Genomic DNA, 21,885 nt, shown 5'->3' on the forward strand with positions numbered 1-21,885 from the left:
CGGCGACTGATTCCTCTCTCTCCCTCCAGGAGAGGGTGCCCGGGGGGCGAGGGGATGTGGACGGGTGGGTGGAAGACATGAGTAATCTGGACATGCAAAGGAGACCACAAATGAAGCGACAACGTGAAAATGCCATCGTATTTGCCGATCCCGAGCGCTGTCTCGGCTGCCACGGCTGCGAACTGGCCTGTGCCGTGGCCCATTCGGGGACGGGGCTGCACCAGGCGGCGCTCTCGGGGCTGACCCTGAGGCCGCGCAACAAGGTGGTGGCTGCGGGAGGCGTGATGATGCCGGTGCAGTGCCGCCAGTGCGAGGACGCGCCTTGCGCCGCGGCCTGCCCCACCGGCGCCATGCTGCAGGAGAGCGGCCAGGTCGGGGTACGCGAGAAGAACTGCGTCGGGTGCAAGGTCTGCGTCATGGTCTGCCCCTTCGGCGCAATCAGCGTGAAGCACGAGGGGAGCGATCCGGAGAGCTGCCGCACCAACGGCGGCGTGGCGCGCAAGTGCGACCTCTGCGCCGGCACCGGCCGCGGCCTCCCGGCCTGCGTCGAGGCATGCCCCACCAAGGCGCTCTCGCTGGTCGACCTGGAAGAGTACCGTCAGACCCTTATCGAGGCGCGGGCCGCCGAATTGGCCCAATCCCTCCAACATCTCAAATCAAGGAAGGCAAGGATATGACCATGAAGCTCACTACCGATCCGTCCGCGGCAACCCTGTTGCCCATCGCGAAAAAAGAAGGCGTCTCCACCGTCTGGGACCGCCACCGCGCCATGCAGCCCCAGTGCGGCTTCGGCCAGTTGGGCGTCTGCTGCCGTATCTGCTGGAAAGGGCCCTGCCGCATCGATCCGTTCGGCGACGGCCCCCAGCGCGGCATCTGCGGCGCCGACGCCGACACCATCGTGGCCAGGAACGTGATCCGCATGATCGCGGCCGGTGCCGCCGGACATTCAGAGCACGGCCGCCACGTGGCGCTTGCCCTGCAGGGTGTGGCGGAGGGGAGGCTCCCCGCATATCAGATTCGCGACGAGGCGAAGCTCCGCGCCGTCGCGGCGAAGCTCGACATCTGCACGGAAGGACAGGACATCCCGGCCATCGCCGCCGCGGTCGCCAAGGCGACCCTGGAAGACTTCCAGAATCAAGACCACGATGCCCCCTGCAACTGGATCGAGGCGAGCCTCACCAAGAAGCGCCTGGAGCGCCTGCAGGCCCTGCACGTGCTGCCGCACAACATCGACGCCGTTATCACCCAGATCATGGGGCGCACCCTGGTGGGGTGCGACGCGGACCCGGTCAACCTGATCCTGGGCGGCATCAAGGGCGCGCTGGCAGATTTCGACGGCATGTGCCTCGCCACCGAGCTCTCCGACGCCCTCTTCGGCACGCCGAGCCCGGTAATCACCGCCGCCAACCTCGGCGTCATCAAGCCCGACGCGGTCAACATCGCGGTGCACGGCCACAACCCGCTTCTGAGCGAGGTGGTCTGCGAGGTCGCCGGGCAGATGGACGAGGAGGCGAGGAAGGCGGGGGCCAAGGACGGCATCAACATCGTCGGCATCTGCTGCACCGGCAACGAGGTCATGGTGCGCCACGGCATCCCGCTGGCGGCGAACTACCTCTCGCAGGAACTGGCGCTTATTACCGGCGCGGTGGATGCCATGGTGGTCGACGTGCAGTGCATCATGCCCTCGGTGAGCGAGATCGGCGCCTGCTTCCACACCGCCGTGATCACCACCATGGCGGAGAACAAGATCCCGGGGGCGACGCACGTGGACTTCAAGGAGGAGACCGCCCTGGAGAGTGCGCGCCGCATCGTGGCTACCGCCATCGACGCCTACAAGCGCCGCGACCCGCGCCGGGTCAACATCCCGGACTTCAAGCAGACCGCCATCGTCGGCTTCGGCGTCGAGTCCGTGGTGGGTGCGCTGGCGACCCTGAATGCGGAAGATCCGCTCCAGCCGCTGATCGAGAACATCGCCAACGGCAACATCCGCGGCATCGCCCTGTTCGCAGGCTGCAACTCGACCCAGGTGGCGCAGGACAGCAGCTTCGTCACCATGGCCAAGAAGCTCGCCGCCAACAACGTGCTCATGCTCGCCACCGGCTGCGGCGCGGGCTCCTTCGCCAAGCACGGTCTGATGACCCAGGAGGCGACGCTGGAGTACGCGGGCGATTCGCTGAAGGCGGTGTTGACCGCCATCGGCACCTCGGCCGGTCTGAACGGGCCGCTGCCGCTGGTCTTGCACATGGGCTCCTGCGTGGACAACAGCCGCGCCGTGCAGGTGGCCGTTGCCGTCGCCGACAAGTTGGGCGTCGACCTCGACCAGCTGCCGCTGGTCGCCTCCGCGCCGGAGGCGATGTCGGAGAAGGCCGTGGCCATCGGCACCTGGAGCGTTGCGCTCGGCATCCCGACCCATCTGGGGACCATGCCGCAGGTGACCGGTTCCGCCAAGGTGACCGAGCTGCTGACCCAGACCGCCAAGGACCTGCTGGGCGGCTACTTCCTCGTCGAGCTCGACCCGAACCTCGCAGCCGACAAGCTCCTGGAGGTGATCGAGGAGCGCAGGAAGGGATTGGGGATTTAGGCCTGAGCGAGAGGGGAGCGGCAGAAGGGACAGGCTCCGTCAGGTGCCTGTCCCTCTAGCGGAACGCACCTTTCAGCTCGGCAACTTCCCCAGGCACCAAGAAACACTAAGGGGACAGGCACCTGGCGGAGCCAGTCCCCTCCTGCGGAAAGATAAGGAGAAACATAGTATGTGCGAACATCACAACCACGCGCATCATCACGACCACAATCACCACCACGATCATGACCACGACCATGGTCATGATCATCACCACGATGACCACCACCATCCCCACCTGCACGTCGTCCCACAGCGCGGGGCGGGGCTGAAGATCGCCATCACCGGAAAAGGGGGGGTGGGCAAGACCACCTTCGCTAGCCTTCTCTGCCGCGCCTTCGCCAACGACGGCGCCCGGGTGCTGGCGGTGGACGCCGACCCCGACGCTAACCTGGCGGCGGCGCTCGGTATCCCGGCCGACCGCTCCGCGGACCTGCAGCCGGTGGCACGCATGAAGGAGCTCGCCGAGGAGCGTACCGGTGCCAGCGGCGGCTACGGCTCCTTCTTCAAGCTGAACCCCAAGGTGAACGACCTCCCGGAGCAGTTCTGCCTGGAACACGACGGCGTCCGCTTCCTCTGGATGGGAACCCTGGAGCAGGGCGGCAGCGGCTGCGCCTGTCCGGAAAGCACGCTGGTCAAGCGACTGATGGGGCACCTCCTCCTCGAGCGGGACGAGGTGGTGATCATGGACATGGAGGCGGGGCTCGAGCACCTGGGACGCCGCACCGCCGAATCGGTCGACGCCCTGGTGGTCGTGGTGGAACCGGGACAGCGCAGCCTGCAGACCGCCCGCCAGATCACCAAGCTGGCCGGCGACCTCGGCATCGAGGAGGTCTTCGTGGTGGGAAGCAAGGTGCGCGACGAGGAAGACCGGCGGCTGATCGAGGCGGAGATCCCGGCGCAGCAGCTGCTGGGAACGATCTCCTTCTGCGAGGAGGTGCGCCGCGCCGACCGCGACAATTGCGCACCGGACCGGCTGAGCCCCCAGGCGCTCAGGGAGGTGGGCGACATCAGGGCCCGCTTGCTCGCCAGGCGGTCCAAGTAGGCAAATGGGACGCAAAAAACGTCAGGGGCCGCACAGCGATGTGCGGCCCTTTTCAGTTTTGACCGCAACGTGCCGAAGAGTTGGTGGACAACCAGCGGCTTGACTTGCCCCGCCCTACAGCGTATTTTATGCGAATAATTCTATATTAGAGGCTGGAAGAAGGGAGACGCACCTTGCAACCCACCATACTGCTCGTAGACGACCTGCAGATGTTTCTCGAGATCGAGAAGGATTTCTTCAAACATACCGACGTGAACATCGTGACGGCGCGCGACGGCGTCGAGGCGCTCGAGGCGGTCAAGAGCAAGAAACCGGCCCTGGTCTTCATGGACCTGCAGATGCCCAACATGGACGGCGCGACCTGCTGCAAGGCCATCCGCTCCAACCCGGATCATGCCGACCTGCCGGTCGTGATCATCTCCTCGACCTCGGTTCCGCAGGACAAGGACGACTGCCTTGCCGCCGGCTGCAACTATTTCCTCACCAAGCCCGCGGGCCGCGACCGCTTCCTCGAGATCGCCCGGGAGTTCATTCCCGGTATCGACCGGCGCGAGAAGCGGCTTCCCTGCAACCTGACCGCAATCCTGCAACACAACGGCGTACCCTCTTCCTGCACCCTCTATGACCTCGGCGTGGAGGGGGCCTACGTCATCACCGATGTCCCCGCAAAAGCCGGCAACGTGGTCAATCTCTCCTTTACCCTTCCCGACGGCACCACGGTCGACTCTCTCTGCAAGGTGATCTGGACCGGTGCCAGCACCGCGATCCGCCCCAAGGGACTGGGGCTCAAGTTCGCCCTGCTCCCCAAGCCGGTTCGTTCCGCTTTGGCGCAGGCCTTGGAAAATCTCTAGCGACATTCCCATTCTTGATTGACGACGATCTTCCGCTACCTGCCACTCCCCCCCTTTGCGAAGGGGGCGGGGGGGATTTGCCGTTCTCGAACCTAAAGCAAATCCCCCTAAATCCCCCTTCGCAAAGGGGGACTTTTACCAGCGGAAGATTGTCACTAATCGGATTCCCTTTTGACCTCGTTGGGGCTAAGTGATATAAATAGGCGCTCGGCACACGGCGGCGCCTAAGCCCCGGCAGGCCTTAAGGAAAATCATGAAACTGCTCCACAATCTGAACCCTCCCCAGCAGGAGGCGGTGCTGCACGGCGAGGGGCCGATGCTGGTCCTGGCCGGCGCCGGTTCCGGCAAGACGCGCGTCATCGTGCACCGCATCGCCTACCTCATCCACGAACGGGGCGTCCCCCCCTGGCAGATCCTGGCGGTCACCTTCACCAACAAGGCCGCCGGCGAGATGCGCGAGCGCATCCAGCACATGCTGGGGGAGGGGGAAAGCCCGATCGTCTCCACCTTCCACTCCACCTGTGCCCGCATCCTCAGAAGCGACATCAAGAGCCTCGGTTACGACTCCAATTTCGCCATCTACGACGACAAGGACTGCGAGCGCCTGTTGAAGGATTGCGCGGCCGAAATGAACCTGGACGAGAAGCGCTACCCGGTGAAGCTGCTGGGGAGCTCGATCGACGAGTTCAAGAACCAGGGGATGAGCCCCTTCGACGTCCCCGCGGACTCCCCCTACCAGGCGACCCTGGCGCGGGTCTACCGCTGCTACCAGGAGCGCCTGAAGCGCTGCAACGCGGTCGATTTCGGCGACCTGCTCCTTTTGACCGTGCAGCTCTTCGAGGAGCACAAGGAGGTGCTGGACAAGTACCTGCAGCGCTGGCGCTGGCTCCTCGTTGACGAGTACCAGGACACCAACCCCGTGCAGTACCGCCTGGTGCAGCTTCTGGCCGGCGCCCGCCAGAACCTCTGCGTGGTCGGCGACGACGACCAGTCCATCTACGGCTGGCGCGGCGCGGATATCAGGAACATCCTGGAGTTCGAGAAGGATTTCCCCGGCGTCAAGGTGGTGAAGCTGGAGCAGAACTACCGTTCCACCAAGACCATCCTGGATGGCGCGTGGCACGTGGTGCAGAAGAACCGGGGGAGAAAGCCCAAGCGCCTGTGGACCGACAACCCCGACGGTGAGCGCATCGTGTACCGCACCCTCCCCAACGAGTGGGAGGAGGGGCGCACCGTCTGCCGCGAGATCGACCGCTTCCTGGCCGAGGGGGGCGACCTCTCCGAGGTGGCGGTGTTCTATCGCACCAACGCCCAGTCCCGCGTCATCGAGGAAGCCCTGGTGGGGGCGCAGATCGCGCACCACATGGTCGGCGGCGTCCGCTTCTACGCGAGGCTCGAGATAAAGGACATCCTCGCCTATCTCAAGGTGCTGGACAACCCGTCCGACGACGTGGCGGTGAAGAGGATCATCAACACCCCTCCGCGCGGCATCGGCAATACCACCGTGCAGAAGATCTCCGATTTCGCCAACGAAAAGGGGCTTCCCTTCTACGATGCGATGCTGGAAGGGGCCTACGGTCCGCTGCTTCCTGCCGCCGCGCGTGGCAAGGTGGCGGCGTTCGTCAACGAGTTGGAGGGGTACAAGACCCTGAGCGAAAAGCTTCCCTTGTCGGAGCTCACCGCCGCCGTCATCAACGATTCCGGCTACTACGCCCGCCTGAAGCTGCAGCGGACCGACGAGGCCCAGGAACGGATCGACAACCTCCAGGAGCTGGTCACCGCCATGCAGACCTACGAGGCCGGCCCGGGCGAGCACGGCTTGGCCGACTTCCTGGAGCGGGTGGCGCTGGTCTCCGACCTGGAGCACGAGGGGGAGGGGAAGAAGTCCTCAGCCACGCTGATGACCCTGCACTCGGCCAAGGGGCTGGAATTCCAGCTGGTCTTCATGATCGGCATGGAGGAGAAACTTTTCCCCCACGTGCGCGCCCTGGAGAACCCGGAGCAGATGGAGGAGGAGAGAAGGCTCTGCTACGTGGGGATGACCCGCGCCAAGAAGCGCCTGTTCCTCTTGAACGTGCGCCGGCGCCACATCTTCGGCCAGGAGCAGATGAATGCACCGGCCCGGTTCATCGCCGACATCCCGAGGGAGCTGTTGGACAGCGGCGACCTCTGGCAGCGCCCCGAGCCCTCCCGCGACTTCTCATCGTCCTCCCACAACCTCGCCTCGCTCTTCGAGGAGGAGATCGAGCCGGAATTCGAGGACAACGAGGTGCGCATGGTCCCCGACGACGAGGACGACGGCATCTGGGTGGGGATGAAGGTGCGCCACGCCCAGTTCGGCCCCGGCACCATCAGGAAGATCGAAGGGGAGGGGGACAACCAGAAGGTGATCGTCTGGTTCAACTCCCTGGGCGGACCCAAGAAGCTCCTGGTACGTTTCGCCGGTCTTGAGCGGGCCTGAACCATCCGAGAGCTTTATTGCAGCAGCTGAAGGAGTTCCCTTGGAAAAACCGATCATAGCCGTCACCATGGGTGATCCTTCCGGCATCGGGCCGGAGATCATCGCCGCGGCGCTGGCCGATTCCGCCGTCACCGAGGTTTGCCGGCCGCTGGTCCTGGGCGACCGGGGTGCCATCGAGCGCGGCATCGCCGTGGCGGGTGCCGGCCTCTCCATCGTCTCGGCGCCGGACCTCATCCCCCCCACCGACCCGGCTCGGGGAACCCTCTACCTGCGCGAGCTCTCCGCCCTCCAGCCCGAAGACATGGTCTACGGCAAACCGAGCCCGGCGGGAGGCGACGCCTGCTACCGCTACATCTGCGAGGCGGCGAGACTCTGCATGGAGGGGACCGCGGCTGCCATGGCCACCGCCCCTATCAACAAGGAGTCGCTGAACAGCGCGGGACACCACTTCCCGGGGCACACGGAGCTCCTGGCCGAGCTGACCGGCGGGCACGAAGTGGTGATGATGCTGGCCGGAGACCGGCTCCGGGTCACCCTGGTCACCATCCACGAGGCGCTCGCCCGCGTCCCCGAACTGGTCACCTTCGACCGGGTCCTCTCCACCATCAGGATCACCAACGAGTCGCTGTCGCGCTGGTTCTGCAACTCGCCGCGCCTGGCCGTCCTGGCGCTCAACCCGCACTGCGGCGAGGGGGGGATGTTCGGCGACGAGGAGAGCCGCATCATCGCACCGGCCGTGGCCGCGGCGCGGGAAGAGGGGATCGACGCGGTGGGACCGCTCTCCGCCGACACCCTGTTCCACTTCGCGGCGCAGGGGGGCTACGATGCCGTGGTCTGCATGTACCACGACCAGGGGCTCATCCCGCTCAAGCTTTTGCACTTCGACGACGGGGTCAACGTCACCCTCGGCCTCCCCATCATCCGCACCTCCGTCGACCACGGCACGGCCTATGACCTCGCCGGGACCGGCAAGGCGAGCACCGCCAGCATGAAGGCCGCCCTGGTCATGGCGGCGCAGATGGCGCAGACGGGCTTGGTAAAAAAGTAAGTCAGGCGCAGGGAATGTACGAAAGGAAATGCTGATATGAAATGGAAGAAATACCTGCTCTGGGGCGCCGGCCTCTTTGCCATCTACGCGGTCTATGTCACCGTATCGCTCTTTTTCCTGCCGCCGGTCACCGCGCTCAAGGACAAAAAGACCAACATGACCATCCAGGTCAAGGACTGGCAGGGGAACTACCACCCGCTGGTGGTCGGTCCCAAGAACCGCTACTGGGCGCCTCTCTCCCAGATCCCGTCCGAGATGAAGTGGGCGGTGATCCTGGCCGAGGATGCCTCCTTCTACAAGCACGAGGGGATCGACGTGAAGGCGATCAAGGAGGCGATCAAGTACGACCTGGAGAAGCAGAGCTTCGCCCGCGGCGCCTCCACCATCACCCAGCAGGTGGCCAAGAACCTGTTCCTGTCCCGGGAGAAGACCCTGACCCGCAAGGCCAAGGAAGTCTACCTGGCCAAGCGGATGGAGCAGGAGCTGACCAAGGGGCGCATCATCGAGCTCTACCTGAACGTGATCGAACTGGGGCCCATGGTGCACGGCATCGGTCACGGGGCGCGCTACTACTTCGGCAAGTCGCCGGCCGCGCTCACCCCGCGCGAGTGCGCCTTCCTGGCCGCCATGCTGCCGGGGCCGCGGGTCGCCTACAACCCGTACAAGAACCTGGACAAGGTGCTCAAGCGCTCCAACATGATCCTGAGGCTTTTGGCGAACAAGGGGGTGCTCTCCTCCGGCGAGTACCAGGCGGCGCTGGCCGAGATGCCCAACATCGGGCGGATGCAGAGGAAGGTCGACGAGAGCATCAAGCAGGTCGAGGTCATGGCGAACCGCACCAGCGCCACGGTGCCGCAGGGGCTGGGCGCCCAGCCTGAGCAGGGCCCCGCCGCACCCGCCGCGGGAGCGCCGGTCGAGCAGCCCGCAGGCACCGAAGCGGCACCCGAGAAAGCGCCCGACAGCGGCGCCGCGCCCAAGGAAGCCCCCGCGCTGCAGGACAAGCCGTAGCAGCTCCTCCCCCCGGAGGGGGGAGGTCGGGAGGGGGGCAAGCGCAGGAGCAGGAACAAGAGCTTTCCCCCTCCCCATCCGGGGGAGGGGGCAGCACCTGCGCTCCCTGGACGAGGGGGACAGGCACCTGCGGAGCCAGTCCCCTTCAGCCGCCCAGTCATCTCCGGCACTCACGACTCCCATCACTCCCATCACTCCCATCCCCCGCCTCCCCCTTAGCCCTGTCTTAGAATTCTCCCCCTCAAGTTCCCATTAAATCTGCCGAAACTACCAAGAAGATGATTCAGCGTCCCCAGCTAGTGGAGAACTGTGATGGAAACAGCTATATCAGGCCGCATCATCCTCGTAGATGACGACCCTTATGTCTTGGAAAGCGTCGCTTTGCTCCTCTCTGTGAGCGGCTTCGAGGTGCACCCCTGCTCGAACGGGATGGATGCACTGGAGCTTTTGCGCCAGTCGCCTCCCGATGTCGTGCTGACCGACGTGAACATGCCGCAGATGTCCGGCATCGAGCTCCTGGAGCAGATCCACGACTTCGACAAGGACATCCCGGTGATACTCATGACGGCGTACGCGGAACTGGAGATGGCGGTGTCGGCCATCAAGAAGGGCGCGTTCGACTTCATCATCAAGCCGTTCAAGACCCCCTACCTGATCTACGCGGTGGAAAAGGGGATCAACTACCAGAGGCTTCTGCTGGTGGAGAAGAACTACAAGGCGGAGCTGGAGCGCCAGGTGCTGGACCGGACCCGGGAACTGGGCGAGGCGCTGGTGCAGATGCGCAGCATGAGCCGGGAAACCATCGAGAGGCTGACGGCCGCGGCCGAACTGAGGGACGAGGATACCGGCAAGCACATCGCCCGCATCGGGCTCTATGCCAAGCGGCTGGCCGAACAGCTGGAGATGCCGCGCGAGTTCGTGGACGGCATCGCCATGTCCTCGCCCATGCACGACGTCGGCAAGATCGGCATCCCGGACGCCATCCTCCTGAAGGCGGGGCCGCTCACCCCGGAGGAGTTCGGCATCATGAAGAGCCACACCACCATCGGCGGTAAGATCCTGGCCGGTTCCGGACACCTGGTGCTGCAGATGGCCGCCTCCATCGCCAATACCCACCACGAGCGCTGGGACGGCGGCGGCTACCCGCGCGGCCTGGTGGGGGACGCGACCCCCATGGAAGGGCGCATCGTCATGCTGGTGGACCAGTACGACGCCCTCAGAAGCAGGAGGGTCTACAAGCCCGCCCTGGATCACGAGAGGACCGTGGAGATCATCACCAAGGGGGATGGCAGGACCATGCCCGGTCATTTCGATCCACAGGTACTGGAGGCCTTCGCGGCGGTGGCCGACGATTTCGCGACCATCTACGCCACCCACAACGATTAACATCGAGAAACGATCGATGCCCAGGTTCAGCCTCAAAATAAAGCTGGCCATGGTGGTCTTCCTCCTGATCGGGATCGTGAGCACCGGGGTCGCCGGTCTGGGACTCATGTTCTTCATCAAGGAGTTCAAGGCCAGCATGTCCAGCCGCCAGTATTCCGTGGTGACCGCCATGGCCGCGGACCTGGACGACCGTATCGCCTCCGCGCAGCGGGAGCTGGTCGCGGTGGCGATGAGCATCCCCCCCTCTCTGGTTACCGACCCCCAGCGCCTGCAGCACTTCCTCGACTCCCGCCTCGATCTGCACCAGGTCTTCAGCGACGGCACCGGCTTCTATTCTCCCGAAGGGATCCTGCTCGCCTCGGCACCGGGGCAGACCCTGTTCATCGGCAAGGATTTCTCCAGCCGCGAATACATCACCCGCACCCTCGGGTCGGCCAAACCTTTCATCTCGGAGCCGCTGATCTCGGCGCGGGGGAGGCTCCTGGTGGTGTTCACCGCACCGGTTCTGGGTACCGACGGCAACATCATCGGCGTGCTCGGCGGCAGGGTGGAGCTCGCCGAGGAAAACTTCCTGAGCCGGCTGGGGCACCTCAAGGTCGGTGACGGCGGCAACTTCTTCCTCTTCAACGAGCAGCGGCACATGATCGTGCACCCGAACCGGGACCGGCTGGCATTCCCGCTTCCTCCCCCGGGCAAACAGGAGCTCCTGGACCGTGTCATCGGCGGCTACGAGGGGAGCGGGGAGATGGTCGGCCCCTCCGGCGTCGCCGGCATCTATTCCTTCAAGAGATTGCAGTCCACCGGGTGGATCCTGGCGGCGGAGCGGCCGCTGGTCGAGGCGTACGAGCCCATCTACCGGGCCCGGTCGCTGGTGCTGTACAGCCTGGCCGCCCTCCTTCCCGTCGCTTTGATCTTCGTCTGGCTCTTCGTAGGGCGCCTGACCTCCCCCCTGCTCGCCTTCGCCGCCAGGGTGCGCGGCATGAAAGGGGGGACCTCCTTCGAACCGATGCCGGTGCCGAGCCGGGACGAGATCGGCGAGCTGGTGCAGGCGTTCAACGCGATGATGCAGGAACTGACCGGCCAGAGGCGCCGCCTCGAGCGCGAGAAGAGCTTCGCCGTGCAGCTGCTGCAGCACAGCGCGCTCCCCTGTTTCGTCATCGATGCCGAGCACCGGGTCATCGCCTGGAACAAGGCGATCGAGGAGCTGACCGGTGTCGGCGCCGACGACCAGGTGGGGCGGGCGGAGGCGTGGCGCGCTTTCTATCCGGAAAAGCGCCGGATGCTGGCCGACGTCGTCGTGGACGGGACCCTGCAGGATATGGCGGACCTGTACAGCTGCTACGCCGATTCGGAGCTGATCCCGGAGGGGCTGCGTGCGGAAGGGTGGTACCGGCTCAAGGGGAAGCAGCGTTACCTCTGCTTCGACGCGGCACCCATCAGGGACAGCGAGGGGAACGTGGTGGCCGCCATCCAGACCCTGCAGGACGTGACCGTCAAGGCCAAGACCGAGGAGCGGCTCACCAACATGGTGGCGGCGATCGGGGAGAGCGAGGAGCGCTTCCGGCGTCTGGTGGAACTGTCGCTGGACGGCATCGCCATCCTGGTCGAGCGCCGCTTCGTCTTCATAAACCCCGCCGGGAGCGACCTGATCGGGTGCCAGTCGCCGGACCAGCTCATGGGACGGGAGATGCTGGAGTTCATCGAACGGGAATCGGCGCAGCTTTTCCTGGAACAGGTGATGTACGCGGAGCAGGGGGACGCCAGCGCGCCCTGGATCGAAGAGCGGCTGTTGCGTAACGACCGGACCAGCGTCGAGGTGGAGCTGGGGGTGGGGCCCTTCGTCTACCGTGGCGAGCGGGCGCTGCAGGTCATCTTCCGCGACATCACCGAGCGCAAGCTCGCCAAGGCGCGGCTGGAATCGCTGGCCCACTACGACTCGCTCACGTCGCTGCCGAACCGGGTGCTCTTCTTCGACCGGCTGAGGCACGCGCTCTCCGAGGCCAAGCGCTACCGGCACGCCATGGCGCTCATGTACCTCGATCTGGACTGCTTCAAGGAGATCAACGACCGCTTCGGTCATGCCGCCGGGGACGCCGTACTCATGGAGGCCGGGCAGCGGCTCAAGGACTGCGTGCGTGCCTGCGACATGGTGGCGCGCATGGGGGGAGACGAGTTCACCATCATCCTGACCAAGATGGCGGAGCAGCAGGACGCGGCGTTGGTGGCGGAGAGGATCATCCAGGCCTTCGCCCGCCCCTTCCGGGTCGAGGGGACGCAGGCCGGCGTCGGGGTGAGCATCGGGGTCTGCATCTACCCGGAATGCGGAGACGAGCTGGACGGGATGGTGCGCGCAGCGGACGGCGCCATGTACCGCGCCAAGCAGGAAGGGAAGAACGCGTACCGCTTCCATCACCCGGCTGGGGGTGAGGGAAGCGGCGTACAGGAAGGGGTTACAGCCTGAGGGCCTCGACGGCGGCCTCGTCCAGGGCGTTGGTGGTGTCGAATTCGGTCTCGGCTCCGTCGCAGGTCACGGCGATGGTCGCCGCGGCGCCCGGCTCGGCCTTGGTGTAACGCAACAGGATCTGGGCGGCACGCTCCAGAAGTTCCGGCGAGCTCTCGCCCATGACTGCCGCCAGGGGACTCTTGCCGTCCTTCCAGCGCAGGGCCGCCTCGCCGGCCTGGATGGCCCGCTCCAGCAGTTCGTTCTCTGCCTCGTTTCTCCCCATGACGACCTTGGTGCGGCGCCCGATCCTGAAATGCCTGCCGAGCTTCAGCATCCGGAAGTCCCTCAGGTTCAGCTGGTCCGAGTGGTCGAACACGTCGCGGATCTTCCCCACGAAGGAGAGTTCGGTCAACAGGCAGCCGCCGGCAGGGCAGGGGTAGTTCTTCACGTCCAGCTCCTCGGCCAGTTCGAACTGCTCCTTGCGGGAGCGCCCCGAGATGGAGAGGAGCTTGTCGCGGTCCACCCATCCTTGCTGTTCCGGGATGGTGGGGGGGAAATGTTTCGCGGAGAGGGGGCGCAGCAAAAGCCCTTCCAGGCCGCTCTCCCGCTCGATGATGCGCAGGGTGTCGCGGCGCTGGCTCATCGGGCGCTGGCCCAGCACCTCGCCGGTGATCACGAAGTCGGCACCGGACTCCTTCATGTACTCCTTGGCCCTTTGCAAGAGATAGATGCGGCAGTCGATGCAGGGGTTCATCCCCTTGCCGTAGCCGTGCTTGGGGTTCCTGATGATCTCCAGGTAGTCGGCCCCCTTGTTCATCACCTTGATGGGGATCTTGAATTCCTCGGCCACCCGCACCGCCTCCGATTTGCAGCCGGCGTTCTTGCCGGTGCAGGTGCAGAAGGGGGAGGTGAAGTTGAGCGCCTCCACGGCGATCCCCTGTTCCAGGAGCACCTTGACGGCGAGGGTGGAATCGAGTCCGCCCGAGAGCAGGGCGATGGCTTTTCTTTGCATGCAAAACTCCTTAATTCAATTGACAATTGACAATTGGCAATTGACAATGCGTGGTCTTTTTCAGTAATGATGGCAGTTACTTGCAACGCGACTGACAGATAGGCGGGAATGGATCTGCGTTGAGGTTCTGCTTGCCGAGGTATCACGTCCGGGGTAGTAGTGTCAGCTGACACTGGTCCAGCCGCGTCGGCTTCGCTCAATGGTCGACGGTCCGTGTCGATTGAGCCCCGCCATTGTCAATTGTCCATTGTCAATTGTCAATTGATTTGTCTGCTCCATTGTCATTGTCAGTTGTTTTGTTTTCGGGTACAGTTCCCCCTGGCATCGCCATCTGCACCATCCTGGAGGTCATGCAATGAACGGGCTTGTCAAGGAAGGGTCCATCGGTGAGGTTCTCTTCAAATCCCAGATCATCACCGAGCACGAGTTGAGGGCCGCCCTCGAGGCGCAGAAGGCCTCGGGATGCCGGGTCGGCGAGGCGCTGGTCCGGATGGGGGTGGTCACCCAGGAGGACATCGACTGGGCGCTCGCCAACCAGCTGAACATCCCCTACGTACGCCTCAAGAAGGAAAACATCGACCCCGCCGCGGTGGAGAAGGTCCCCGCCCAGCTGGCCAGGCGCCACAGCCTCTGCCCCGTGGTTCTCATCGGCACGGAACTGTCGGTGGCCATGGCCGACCCGCTCAACAAGGAAGCGATCGAGGAGCTCTCCCGCGTCTCCGGCTGCCACATCAACATCTCCGTGGGCCTCATCCGTGAGATCCGGGAGATGCACGAGATCCTGTACGGCCCGGACGTCACCCACCCGGAGCTCGGGTTCACCTCGGGGCAGTTCAGCGCCAACATCCTGGCGGCGGTGAACGCCGACCTCACCGGTGCCATGCTCCTGAACCACCTGCTGCTGCGCGTGGTGCAGCAAAAGTTCGCCGCTGTCGCCCTGCAGCCCCTGGGGGACCAGGTGCGCATCGTCGCGCGCAGCGGCCACAAGTGCACGGAGCTCGGGAGGCTCGCCATCACCCACTACGCCCGCCTGACCGAGCGCATCCGGCGCCTGTCGGGACTGCCGGCCGAGGGGGAAGGGGCGGCCAACGGGGTGATGAAATTCCTCTGGCAGGGGAAGAAGATCCCGTTCCAGGCGCTTCTTCTGGCCGGCGACGGCGGCGACTACGTGACGCTCAGGCTGCACACCGTAGCGCCCCAGTTGAACACCATGGACGACCTGGGGCTCACCCCGCGCCAGCACGACGACCTGAAGGGGCTCACCGCGGCGAGGGAGGGGCTGATCCTCTTCGCCGGCCGGTCAGCCGAAGAGCGCAGCCGGCTCATCGACCTGTTTCTCGATTCCTGCGACCACGCCGACCGTACCGTGCTGCTCATCGGGGACCGGCTGGGACGCGGCAGGAGCCGGTTCCCCCGCCTGGCCAGCGTCCGCTGCAGTGCCGACGACAGCGCCGCCGTTATCGGCGCCGCCATGGAGCACGACCCCGACACCCTGGTGATCGAGGACGTGACCGACCTGCGTACCTTCATCGCCGCGAGCAAGGCCGTGATGCGCGGCAAGCTGGTGGTGGCGGGGATGTCGCAGGCGAGCAAGGGGGAGGTGCTGAAGCAGCTCATCTACCTCATCCAGAAGAACTACCTGATCCCCACGCACGTCAGGGGGGTGGTTTCCAGCCGCTGCGTGCTCCTTTTGTGCCCCGAGTGCAAGGAGCGCTACACCCCGGCCCCCGGGGAGCTGGCGGCGCTCAGGCTCGCCGCCGGCGAGCGCGGCTATTTCCGCCCGGCCGGCTGCCCCGCCTGCGAGCAGACCGGTTACCGCGGCAAGAAATACCTCCTCGACGTGATCCGGTTCGACAAGGACCTGCTGGAGGCTTTGGAGATGATCCGCAACAGCGACGAAGTGGTCCGCTACCTCAGGGAGAGCGGTTTCCGCGGCATTGCGGAGGAAGGGGCGGAACTGCTGGAGCGGGGCGAGATCACCCCGGGCGAGTACGTCGCTTCCATACTACTGTGACGGAGAAAAGACATGGCAAGGATTGATGCGCTGTTCAAGCTGCTAAACGACGCCGGGGCTTCCGACTTGCACCTCTCTGCGGGCTCCCCCCCGATCTTCCGGCTGCGCGGCGAGATGGAGCGCCAGAACTTCAAGACTCTGACGCACGAGGAGCTGAAGGCGATCCTGTACGAGATACTGACCCCGAAGCAGCGCGAGTACTTCGAGGAGAAGCACGACCTCGACTTCGCCTACTCGGTGCCGGGCCTGGCCCGTTTCCGCGGCAACTACATGATGCAGCACCGCGGCATCGCGGCGGTGTTCCGCATCATCCCGAGCAAGATCCTGTCGGCCGACGACCTTGGCCTTCCCGAGGGGATCCGCAACATGACCAAGCTCAGGAAGGGGATGGTGCTGGTTACCGGCCCGACGGGGAGCGGCAAGTCGACCACGCTCGCGGCCATGATCGACCTGATCAACAGCACCCGGCGCGAGCACATCCTGACCCTCGAGGACCCGCTGGAGTTCATCCACGAGAACAAGATGTCGCTGTTCAACCAGCGCCAGATCGGCGAGCATTCCGAGAGCTTTTCCGCCGCCCTCAGGGCGGCCTTGAGGGAGGACCCGGACGTGATCCTGGTGGGCGAGATGCGAGACCTGGAGACCATCAGCCTCGCCATGAGCGCCGCCGAGACCGGCCACCTCGTCTTCGGCACCCTGCACACGAGCTCGGCGGCCAAGACGGTGGACCGCATCATCGATGTCTTTCCCAAGGACGCCCAGGAGCAGGTGCGCGCCATCCTTTCCGAGTCGCTCAAGGGGGTGGTCTGTCAGCAGCTTTTGAAGACGGCCGACGGCAAGGGGCGCGCCGCGGCCCAGGAGATCATGGTGTGGAATCCCGCCATCGGCAACCTGATCCGCGAGGGGAAGACCTTCCAGATCCCCTCCATCATGCAGACCGGAAGGAAGGACGGCATGCAGCTCATGGACCAGCACATCCTGGACCTCTTGAAGACCAAGCGCGTCTCGCCCGAGGAAGCCTACCGCTGCTGCCAGGACAAGCGGCAGTTCGAGCAGTACCTCACCTCGCCGCCGCAGGAGCATTAAAAGCTAAGACCACTGGCCACGGAGCAAATCTGAGAACTTCGGAGAAAACCCGAGGCCTTAACGACAAAACCATTGGCAAGGAGAACTCCCGAGACATCTGAGCAAGGCAAAGAGGCAAGTTTTTGGGTTTAACCAAAAGCATTGTCTTTGTCTTGCTCCGATTTCCTCCGATTTTCTCCGTGGCCAATGGTTTTGTTTTTGGGCCTTGAGGATTTACAGCCGGAACTGGCCCACCAGCTGCTGCAGTTGCTCGGCGTTGCGGCTCAACTGCGCCGCCGCATGCACCGAGTCCTGGGCTCCCTGTGACGTTTCCTGCACCACCAGGGTGATCTGCTGCATCCGGTCGGCGATCTCTTCGTTGGTAGCGCTCTGCTCCTCGGCCGCGACGGCGATCTGCTGCACCTGCAGCGCCACCGAGCTCACCTGCTCCAGGATCTCGCGCAGGGCGCCCCCCGACTCCGACGCCTCCGAGGTCCCCGCCTCCACCTGCCGCACCCCCTGCTCCATCGCCTCCACCGCTTCCCTGGTTTCGCGCTGAATCGCCTTGATCATCTCGCCGGTCTCGTGGGTCGCCTTCGTGGTACGCTCCGCGAGAGCCCGCACCTCGTCCGCCACCACGGCGAAGCCGCGCCCCTGGTCGCCGGCTCGCGCCGCCTCGATGGCGGCGTTGAGGGCCAGGAGGTTGGTCTGATCGGCGATATCCTCGATGGTGCCGATGATGGCGCCGATCTGGTCCGAGCGCTGCCCGAGGCTTTCCACGGTCCTTGCGCTCTCCTGCACCTTCGCCGCGATCTGCGCCATCACCGTCACCGTCTTCTCGACGACTGCGGCGCCGCAGCGGGCCGACTCGGCGGCGTTGTGGGCTCCCTCCGCCGCCATCTGCGAGTTGGAGGCGATTTCGCTGGAGGTGGCCGACATCTCCTCGCCGGCGCTGGCGACCCCTCCCGTTTGCACGGCCACCCGCTCGGCCCCGCCCGCTATATGTTCCGCGGTGCCGTGCATCTGGACCGCAGCCGCAGCCACCTGCGATGCGTGGTCGGCAACCTCTCCCATGATGCGGCGCAGGTTCTGCGCCATGGTCTGTATCGCGGCGGTCAGTTCGCCGGTCTCGTCGCGCGAGGTCACCACGACCTCACATCCGAGATCGCCGCGGGCGATGCTTTGGGCCACGGCAACCAGCTTCGCGAGCGGCTTGGTGACGGAGCGTGCCCCCAGGTAACCCAGCAGCCACGCCACGAAGGCGGCGGCACTGCAAAAGAGCAGGATGCTGATTTTCAGGCGATGGCTGACGGATACTGCCTGCTCCGTGCTCGCGGTCATCTCCTTGTCCATGCTCTCGGCGAAGGTGCTGCTGAGCCGTTCCGAATCGTGGGTGGGCGCCTTGTATTCTTCCATCGCCTTGTTGGCGTCCTGGGGGGTGGTGATCTCTCCTGCCACGACGCGTCCGGCAACCTTTCGGAATCCCGCTGCGTAGGCGTCGATTTCCCGGCGCATGGCGGCCAGGCACTCGCGGTCGCGCGCGGCGCTGCTGTAGCCCGGGGCGGAGACGAGTTTTTGCGACGAATCCACCGATCCGTTCAGCTTTTCCAGGGTGTCATCCCATTTCTTCCGGTACCCCGCCATTTTGGCGGGGTCACCCATGTTCAGGAAGAAGTCCTTCTCGTAGCGACGCATCATGTTGATGCGGGCCAACGCCAGTTGCGAGTTGTCCTGCAAGGTGCCGCGGTTGCTGGTCAGATCGCTCAGGTGGAACTGCATCCTGCTCATGCCCCAGTAGGTCGCTGCGCCGATCAGCACGATGAACAGAAGCACGGTGTTGAACAGAATGAACAGGCGGGTGCCTATCTTCAGGTTGCCAAGCATCAAAAACCTCCGTGACGATTTTTCCGTGGTAACTCGGGACGTTACCCACTTGTTGAGGCTTATCGCCAGCTTTGCTTTGAACTTTACCTCCCTGGCCGGGTTCTAACATTATTTGTTGTTTACGTGTCTACAAACCCAAAACCATCGGCCACGGAGAACGTCTGAGAACATCTGAGAAAAACAAAGAGGCAACAGCTTTATGGGTTAAACCAGCGTCTTGCTTTTCGCTTCGCTCCGATTTCCTCAGATTTTCTCCGGGGCCAATGGTTTAAGGTGTTGCGCTAAAAAGTGTTGCCGCGGCTTTTCAAGAGTTGTATTAAAAGGCGTGCGGCAAGAGCCGCCTTGCTCATGAAGGGGGGAGAGTATGAAGTTTCCCGTTTCGGAACTGATAGAGAGGGTCCACCCGCCGCCGATCTCGGAGGTGAAGGGGTGGCTCGCGGCCGCCAACACCACGCTTGACCTGATCGACCTGTGCCAGGCGATCCCCGATTATCCCCCCCCGCCCGAGCTGATCGACCACTTGGAACAGGTGATGCGCGACCCGCTCACCTCGCGCTACAGCATCGACGAGGGGCTTGCCGAGGTGCGCGAGGCGATCTGTTGCGGCTACCGGCGCCTCTACGACGCCTGCATCGACCCCTCACAGATCTGCCTCACCATCGGGGCAAGCCAGGCGCTGTGGCTCGCCATGGTCACCCTGTGCCGCGCCGGTGACGAGGTCATCGTGCAGCTCCCCGCCTACTTCGACCACCCCATGGCGCTCGCCGTCCTGGGGATCCGCTGCGTCTTCGCCCCCTTCGACGAATCAAACGGAGGTCTTCCCGACCCTGCCGTCATCGCCGGCCTCATCACCGAGAAGACCCGGGCCATCCTCCTGGTCACCCCCAGCAACCCGACCGGAGCGGTGACCCCGCCGGAGACGATCGAGGAGCTCCATCAACTGGCGCGGCGGCGCAACGTGGCGCTGGTGCTGGACGAGACCTACAACAGTTTCATCACCGGCGGCGTCCGCCCCCACGACCTGTTCCGGGAGCCCTCCTGGGGCGACCATTTCGTGCACATCGCCTCCTTCGGCAAGACCTTCGCGCTCACCGGCTACCGTGCCGGGATGCTGGCCGCTTCGCAGAGGTTCATCGAGCACGCCCTGAAGGCCCAGGACACCATGGCGGTGTGCCAGCCCCGGGTCACCCAGCACGCGGTGCGGTACGGTTTCGAGCACCTTTCTGATTGGGTGGCGCAAAACCGGGTCATGATGGAGCGGCGCCACGAGGTGTTCCGGGCGGAGATGGTCAAGCCGGGGAATCCCTTCCGACTGGTGGCGAGCGGTCCCTTCTTCGGGTGGGTGGCGCATCCCTGTGCCGGTAAGACCGGACGGGAGGTGGCGAAGCGGCTGGTCGAGGAATCGGCGATGCTGCTTTTGCCCGGCGAGGTGTTCGGTCCGGGTCTGGAGGGGTACCTGAGGCTCGCCTTCGGGAACATCAGGGAGGAGACCATCCCCGAGGCGGTGCAGCGGTTCAGGGAATTCAAAGTCTGAAAACGGAGGAGAAAACCTTTAGAAGGAAAAACAAAACCATCGGCTACAGGGCGTCTGATTTACTCAGACAGTCTCCGTGGCCAATGGTTTTTTTTACATCGGACGGTTCACAGCGCTATCCTGCGGGGAACCTCAGCTTTTGGAGGCATCCAGCAGGGCAGCGATAAAGCCGGGATCGGCGAAGAGTTTCTGCATCCCCTGGGCGAGGGCTTGCTCAAGGGCGAGCCGCGCATTGTCTCCACCGGCGATCATGCCGTTGCGCTCGGCTCCCTCAGTCATGTACTGGCGAGAGAAGAGTAGGTTCCCCTTCTTCCCTTTGACGGTGATACCGAGGCTGCACTCGGCGATGGCGTCCACGGAGACGAAGCCCATCTTGAAGTCGCTGTAGAACTTGTTCAACTCGGCATCGACGGTGACAACGGCGTCGGGGCGGATGGCAAAGCCGCGCGCCTTCAGTTCCTGCTCCAGAGCCTTCTGGAACGTGACGCTTACGTCTTCGGCCGGTACGATGCGCGCCATTTCCATGCCGAAACCGTTCTTCTTGCAGCTGACCTTGTCCTGGATGAGCCGGCTGTCTTTTACCTTCACGTCCACCACCACCGACTGGGCGCCCTGAAGCGCGGTCACCCCCGACTGCGGCTGGTACTTCAACGCGATGGTGTCCGTTGTAATCGCGCATCCACAAACAGACATGACGGCGATAGCCGCCAATCCCAGAGCTACTAACCTCTTTCTCATGCTCCCTCCTCCGTATTGAATGTTGCTGCTCGCTTTGTGTGGCTGTTGGCACGATACTGCCAAGTACTGTAATCATTTCTTGTATTTATCGTGGCCATAGTAACCTCCCCTTTCTCTAAAGTGAAGAAGAAACTCACACTGTTCAAAAATCCTGAGCATAACCGACATTCCATCCCGACAAAGTTTCAATGAAGTTCTCTTCCGGCATCACCCCTTGTTGTGAGGGGTGCGAAAAAACCTCCACCTGTCTCTAAATGTAAACAGTACCCGGAAATCCATGACTGGAGCGGCGCGGCGCTCACATCCGCCCCAGTGGAACCATCAATTCGCGACACCCGTCACTATCGGCGCCAACTCTGTCGTGGGGTGTAAGTGTTTGATTGTTTGGATGAAAATAATTTGTGACTTCTGGCACGGTCCCTGTAATTACCTGGGCATTGGTTCGACCAAAAGCGGACTTGACCTGTAATAGAAAATGGGTGACGTGAAAACTACTGGGCGTAAAGGAGGAAACGGTTATGAGGCGATTAATGACGATGACAGCGGGGTTGATACTGACCCTGGCGTTGACGGTAGCCGCGAATGCTGCTCCGGCCGGGAAGGGAACGGCTCCAAAGACAGGAAAGGGCATCCAGAATGCCAAGAAGGTAGCGCAAAACAAGATGGAACGAAGCAAGAAGATGCAGGAATTGGAAAAGAAAGGGCATGCCAAAAGACATCAGGCGATGAAGAAGTAAGCCAGCAAAGAAACGACCTTGATATGTAAAAAGGAGGAA

General features: G+C 63.9%; 16 protein-coding genes. 13 read left to right on the top strand and 3 right to left on the bottom strand.

Annotated elements, in window-relative coordinates:
- The first annotated feature begins 110 nt into the window (after positions 1-110).
- From KP004_RS20865 to KP004_RS20905, 9 genes are all read left to right on the top strand, one after another.
- Positions 111-677 (top strand): 4Fe-4S dicluster domain-containing protein, encoded by a 567-nt coding sequence (locus KP004_RS20865; protein WP_216800319.1) that lies wholly within the window; start codon positions 111-113, stop codon positions 675-677.
- Complete coding sequence (cooS, locus tag KP004_RS20870; protein WP_216800321.1) at positions 674-2,581, top strand: anaerobic carbon-monoxide dehydrogenase catalytic subunit; 1,908 nt, start codon at positions 674-676, stop codon at positions 2,579-2,581. Before KP004_RS20865 ends, cooS begins: the two co-directional genes overlap by 4 nt.
- A gap of 169 nt (positions 2,582-2,750) precedes the next feature.
- On the top strand, positions 2,751-3,665 hold the full coding sequence (locus KP004_RS20875; protein WP_239026884.1) for an ATP-binding protein: 915 nt from the start codon (positions 2,751-2,753) through the stop codon (positions 3,663-3,665).
- Between the two features lie 173 nt (positions 3,666-3,838).
- On the top strand, positions 3,839-4,516 hold the full coding sequence (locus KP004_RS20880) for a response regulator (protein WP_216800323.1): 678 nt from the start codon (positions 3,839-3,841) through the stop codon (positions 4,514-4,516).
- Positions 4,517-4,769: 253 nt separating this feature from the next.
- Positions 4,770-6,977, top strand: a complete 2,208-nt coding sequence (locus KP004_RS20885; protein ID WP_216800324.1) for an ATP-dependent helicase — start codon at positions 4,770-4,772, stop codon at positions 6,975-6,977.
- Positions 6,978-7,044: 67 nt separating this feature from the next.
- On the top strand, positions 7,045-8,025 hold the full coding sequence (gene pdxA, locus KP004_RS20890) for a 4-hydroxythreonine-4-phosphate dehydrogenase PdxA (RefSeq protein ID WP_216802744.1): 981 nt from the start codon (positions 7,045-7,047) through the stop codon (positions 8,023-8,025).
- Between the two features lie 36 nt (positions 8,026-8,061).
- On the top strand, positions 8,062-9,033 hold the full coding sequence (locus KP004_RS20895) for a transglycosylase domain-containing protein (RefSeq protein ID WP_216800325.1): 972 nt from the start codon (positions 8,062-8,064) through the stop codon (positions 9,031-9,033).
- A 312-nt stretch (positions 9,034-9,345) separates the two neighbouring features.
- A complete protein-coding gene (locus KP004_RS20900) occupies positions 9,346-10,419 on the top strand; it encodes a response regulator (protein WP_216800327.1) in 1,074 nt (357 codons plus the stop codon).
- A gap of 16 nt (positions 10,420-10,435) precedes the next feature.
- Positions 10,436-12,880: a sensor domain-containing diguanylate cyclase gene (locus KP004_RS20905; protein ID WP_216800328.1), complete on the top strand. Its 2,445-nt coding sequence runs from the start codon at positions 10,436-10,438 to the stop codon at positions 12,878-12,880.
- Here the strand turns inward: KP004_RS20905 and KP004_RS20910 are convergent.
- Positions 12,870-13,874, bottom strand: a complete 1,005-nt coding sequence (locus tag KP004_RS20910) for a hypothetical protein (protein WP_216800330.1) — start codon at positions 13,872-13,874, stop codon at positions 12,870-12,872. The two genes, KP004_RS20905 and KP004_RS20910, sit on opposite strands and share 11 nt — an antisense overlap.
- A 355-nt stretch (positions 13,875-14,229) precedes the next feature.
- Between KP004_RS20910 and KP004_RS20915 the strand changes: the two genes are divergently transcribed.
- Both KP004_RS20915 and KP004_RS20920 read left to right on the top strand, forming a co-directional pair.
- Positions 14,230-15,888: an ATPase, T2SS/T4P/T4SS family gene (locus KP004_RS20915; RefSeq protein WP_216800331.1), complete on the top strand. Its 1,659-nt coding sequence runs from the start codon at positions 14,230-14,232 to the stop codon at positions 15,886-15,888.
- Between the two features lie 12 nt (positions 15,889-15,900).
- A complete protein-coding gene (locus tag KP004_RS20920) occupies positions 15,901-16,974 on the top strand; it encodes a type IV pilus twitching motility protein PilT (protein WP_216800333.1) in 1,074 nt (357 codons plus the stop codon).
- A gap of 213 nt (positions 16,975-17,187) precedes the next feature.
- Here the strand turns inward: KP004_RS20920 and KP004_RS20925 are convergent, their stop codons facing one another.
- Positions 17,188-18,837, bottom strand: a complete 1,650-nt coding sequence (locus KP004_RS20925) for a methyl-accepting chemotaxis protein (protein WP_216800335.1) — start codon at positions 18,835-18,837, stop codon at positions 17,188-17,190.
- A 364-nt stretch (positions 18,838-19,201) separates the two neighbouring features.
- Between KP004_RS20925 and KP004_RS20930 the strand changes: the two genes are divergently transcribed.
- Complete coding sequence (locus tag KP004_RS20930; RefSeq protein ID WP_216800336.1) at positions 19,202-20,371, top strand: aminotransferase; 1,170 nt, start codon at positions 19,202-19,204, stop codon at positions 20,369-20,371.
- A 132-nt stretch (positions 20,372-20,503) separates the two neighbouring features.
- On the opposite strand, the gene KP004_RS20935 is transcribed toward KP004_RS20930, so the two are convergent.
- Entirely contained in the window at positions 20,504-21,109 is a 606-nt protein-coding gene (locus KP004_RS20935) for a YajG family lipoprotein (protein ID WP_216800338.1), read from the bottom strand.
- 518 nt (positions 21,110-21,627) lie between these two features.
- Here KP004_RS20935 and KP004_RS20940 point away from each other — a divergent pair.
- Complete coding sequence (locus KP004_RS20940) at positions 21,628-21,846, top strand: hypothetical protein (RefSeq protein ID WP_216800339.1); 219 nt, start codon at positions 21,628-21,630, stop codon at positions 21,844-21,846.
- The last annotated feature ends 39 nt before the right edge of the window (positions 21,847-21,885 follow it).

The sequence above is a fragment of the Geomonas oryzisoli genome, assembly GCF_018986915.1.
In the GTDB taxonomy this organism is placed as follows: domain Bacteria; phylum Desulfobacterota; class Desulfuromonadia; order Geobacterales; family Geobacteraceae; genus Geomonas; species Geomonas oryzisoli.

Coding starts and splice junctions, on each gene's coding strand:
- KP004_RS20885 (WP_216800324.1), top strand. CDS start 4,770: ATGAAACTGCTCCACAATCTGAACCCTCCCCAGCAGGAGGCGGTGCTG.
- KP004_RS20900 (WP_216800327.1), top strand. CDS start 9,346: ATGGAAACAGCTATATCAGGCCGCATCATCCTCGTAGATGACGACCCT.
- pdxA (WP_216802744.1), top strand. CDS start 7,045: ATGGGTGATCCTTCCGGCATCGGGCCGGAGATCATCGCCGCGGCGCTG.
- KP004_RS20920 (WP_216800333.1), top strand. CDS start 15,901: ATGGCAAGGATTGATGCGCTGTTCAAGCTGCTAAACGACGCCGGGGCT.
- KP004_RS20910 (WP_216800330.1), bottom strand. CDS start 13,874: ATGCAAAGAAAAGCCATCGCCCTGCTCTCGGGCGGACTCGATTCCACC.
- KP004_RS20875 (WP_239026884.1), top strand. CDS start 2,751: ATGTGCGAACATCACAACCACGCGCATCATCACGACCACAATCACCAC.
- KP004_RS20925 (WP_216800335.1), bottom strand. CDS start 18,837: ATGCTTGGCAACCTGAAGATAGGCACCCGCCTGTTCATTCTGTTCAAC.
- cooS (WP_216800321.1), top strand. CDS start 674: ATGACCATGAAGCTCACTACCGATCCGTCCGCGGCAACCCTGTTGCCC.
- KP004_RS20935 (WP_216800338.1), bottom strand. CDS start 21,109: ATGAGAAAGAGGTTAGTAGCTCTGGGATTGGCGGCTATCGCCGTCATG.
- KP004_RS20895 (WP_216800325.1), top strand. CDS start 8,062: ATGAAATGGAAGAAATACCTGCTCTGGGGCGCCGGCCTCTTTGCCATC.
- KP004_RS20915 (WP_216800331.1), top strand. CDS start 14,230: ATGAACGGGCTTGTCAAGGAAGGGTCCATCGGTGAGGTTCTCTTCAAA.
- KP004_RS20940 (WP_216800339.1), top strand. CDS start 21,628: ATGAGGCGATTAATGACGATGACAGCGGGGTTGATACTGACCCTGGCG.
- KP004_RS20930 (WP_216800336.1), top strand. CDS start 19,202: ATGAAGTTTCCCGTTTCGGAACTGATAGAGAGGGTCCACCCGCCGCCG.
- KP004_RS20865 (WP_216800319.1), top strand. CDS start 111: ATGAAGCGACAACGTGAAAATGCCATCGTATTTGCCGATCCCGAGCGC.
- KP004_RS20905 (WP_216800328.1), top strand. CDS start 10,436: ATGCCCAGGTTCAGCCTCAAAATAAAGCTGGCCATGGTGGTCTTCCTC.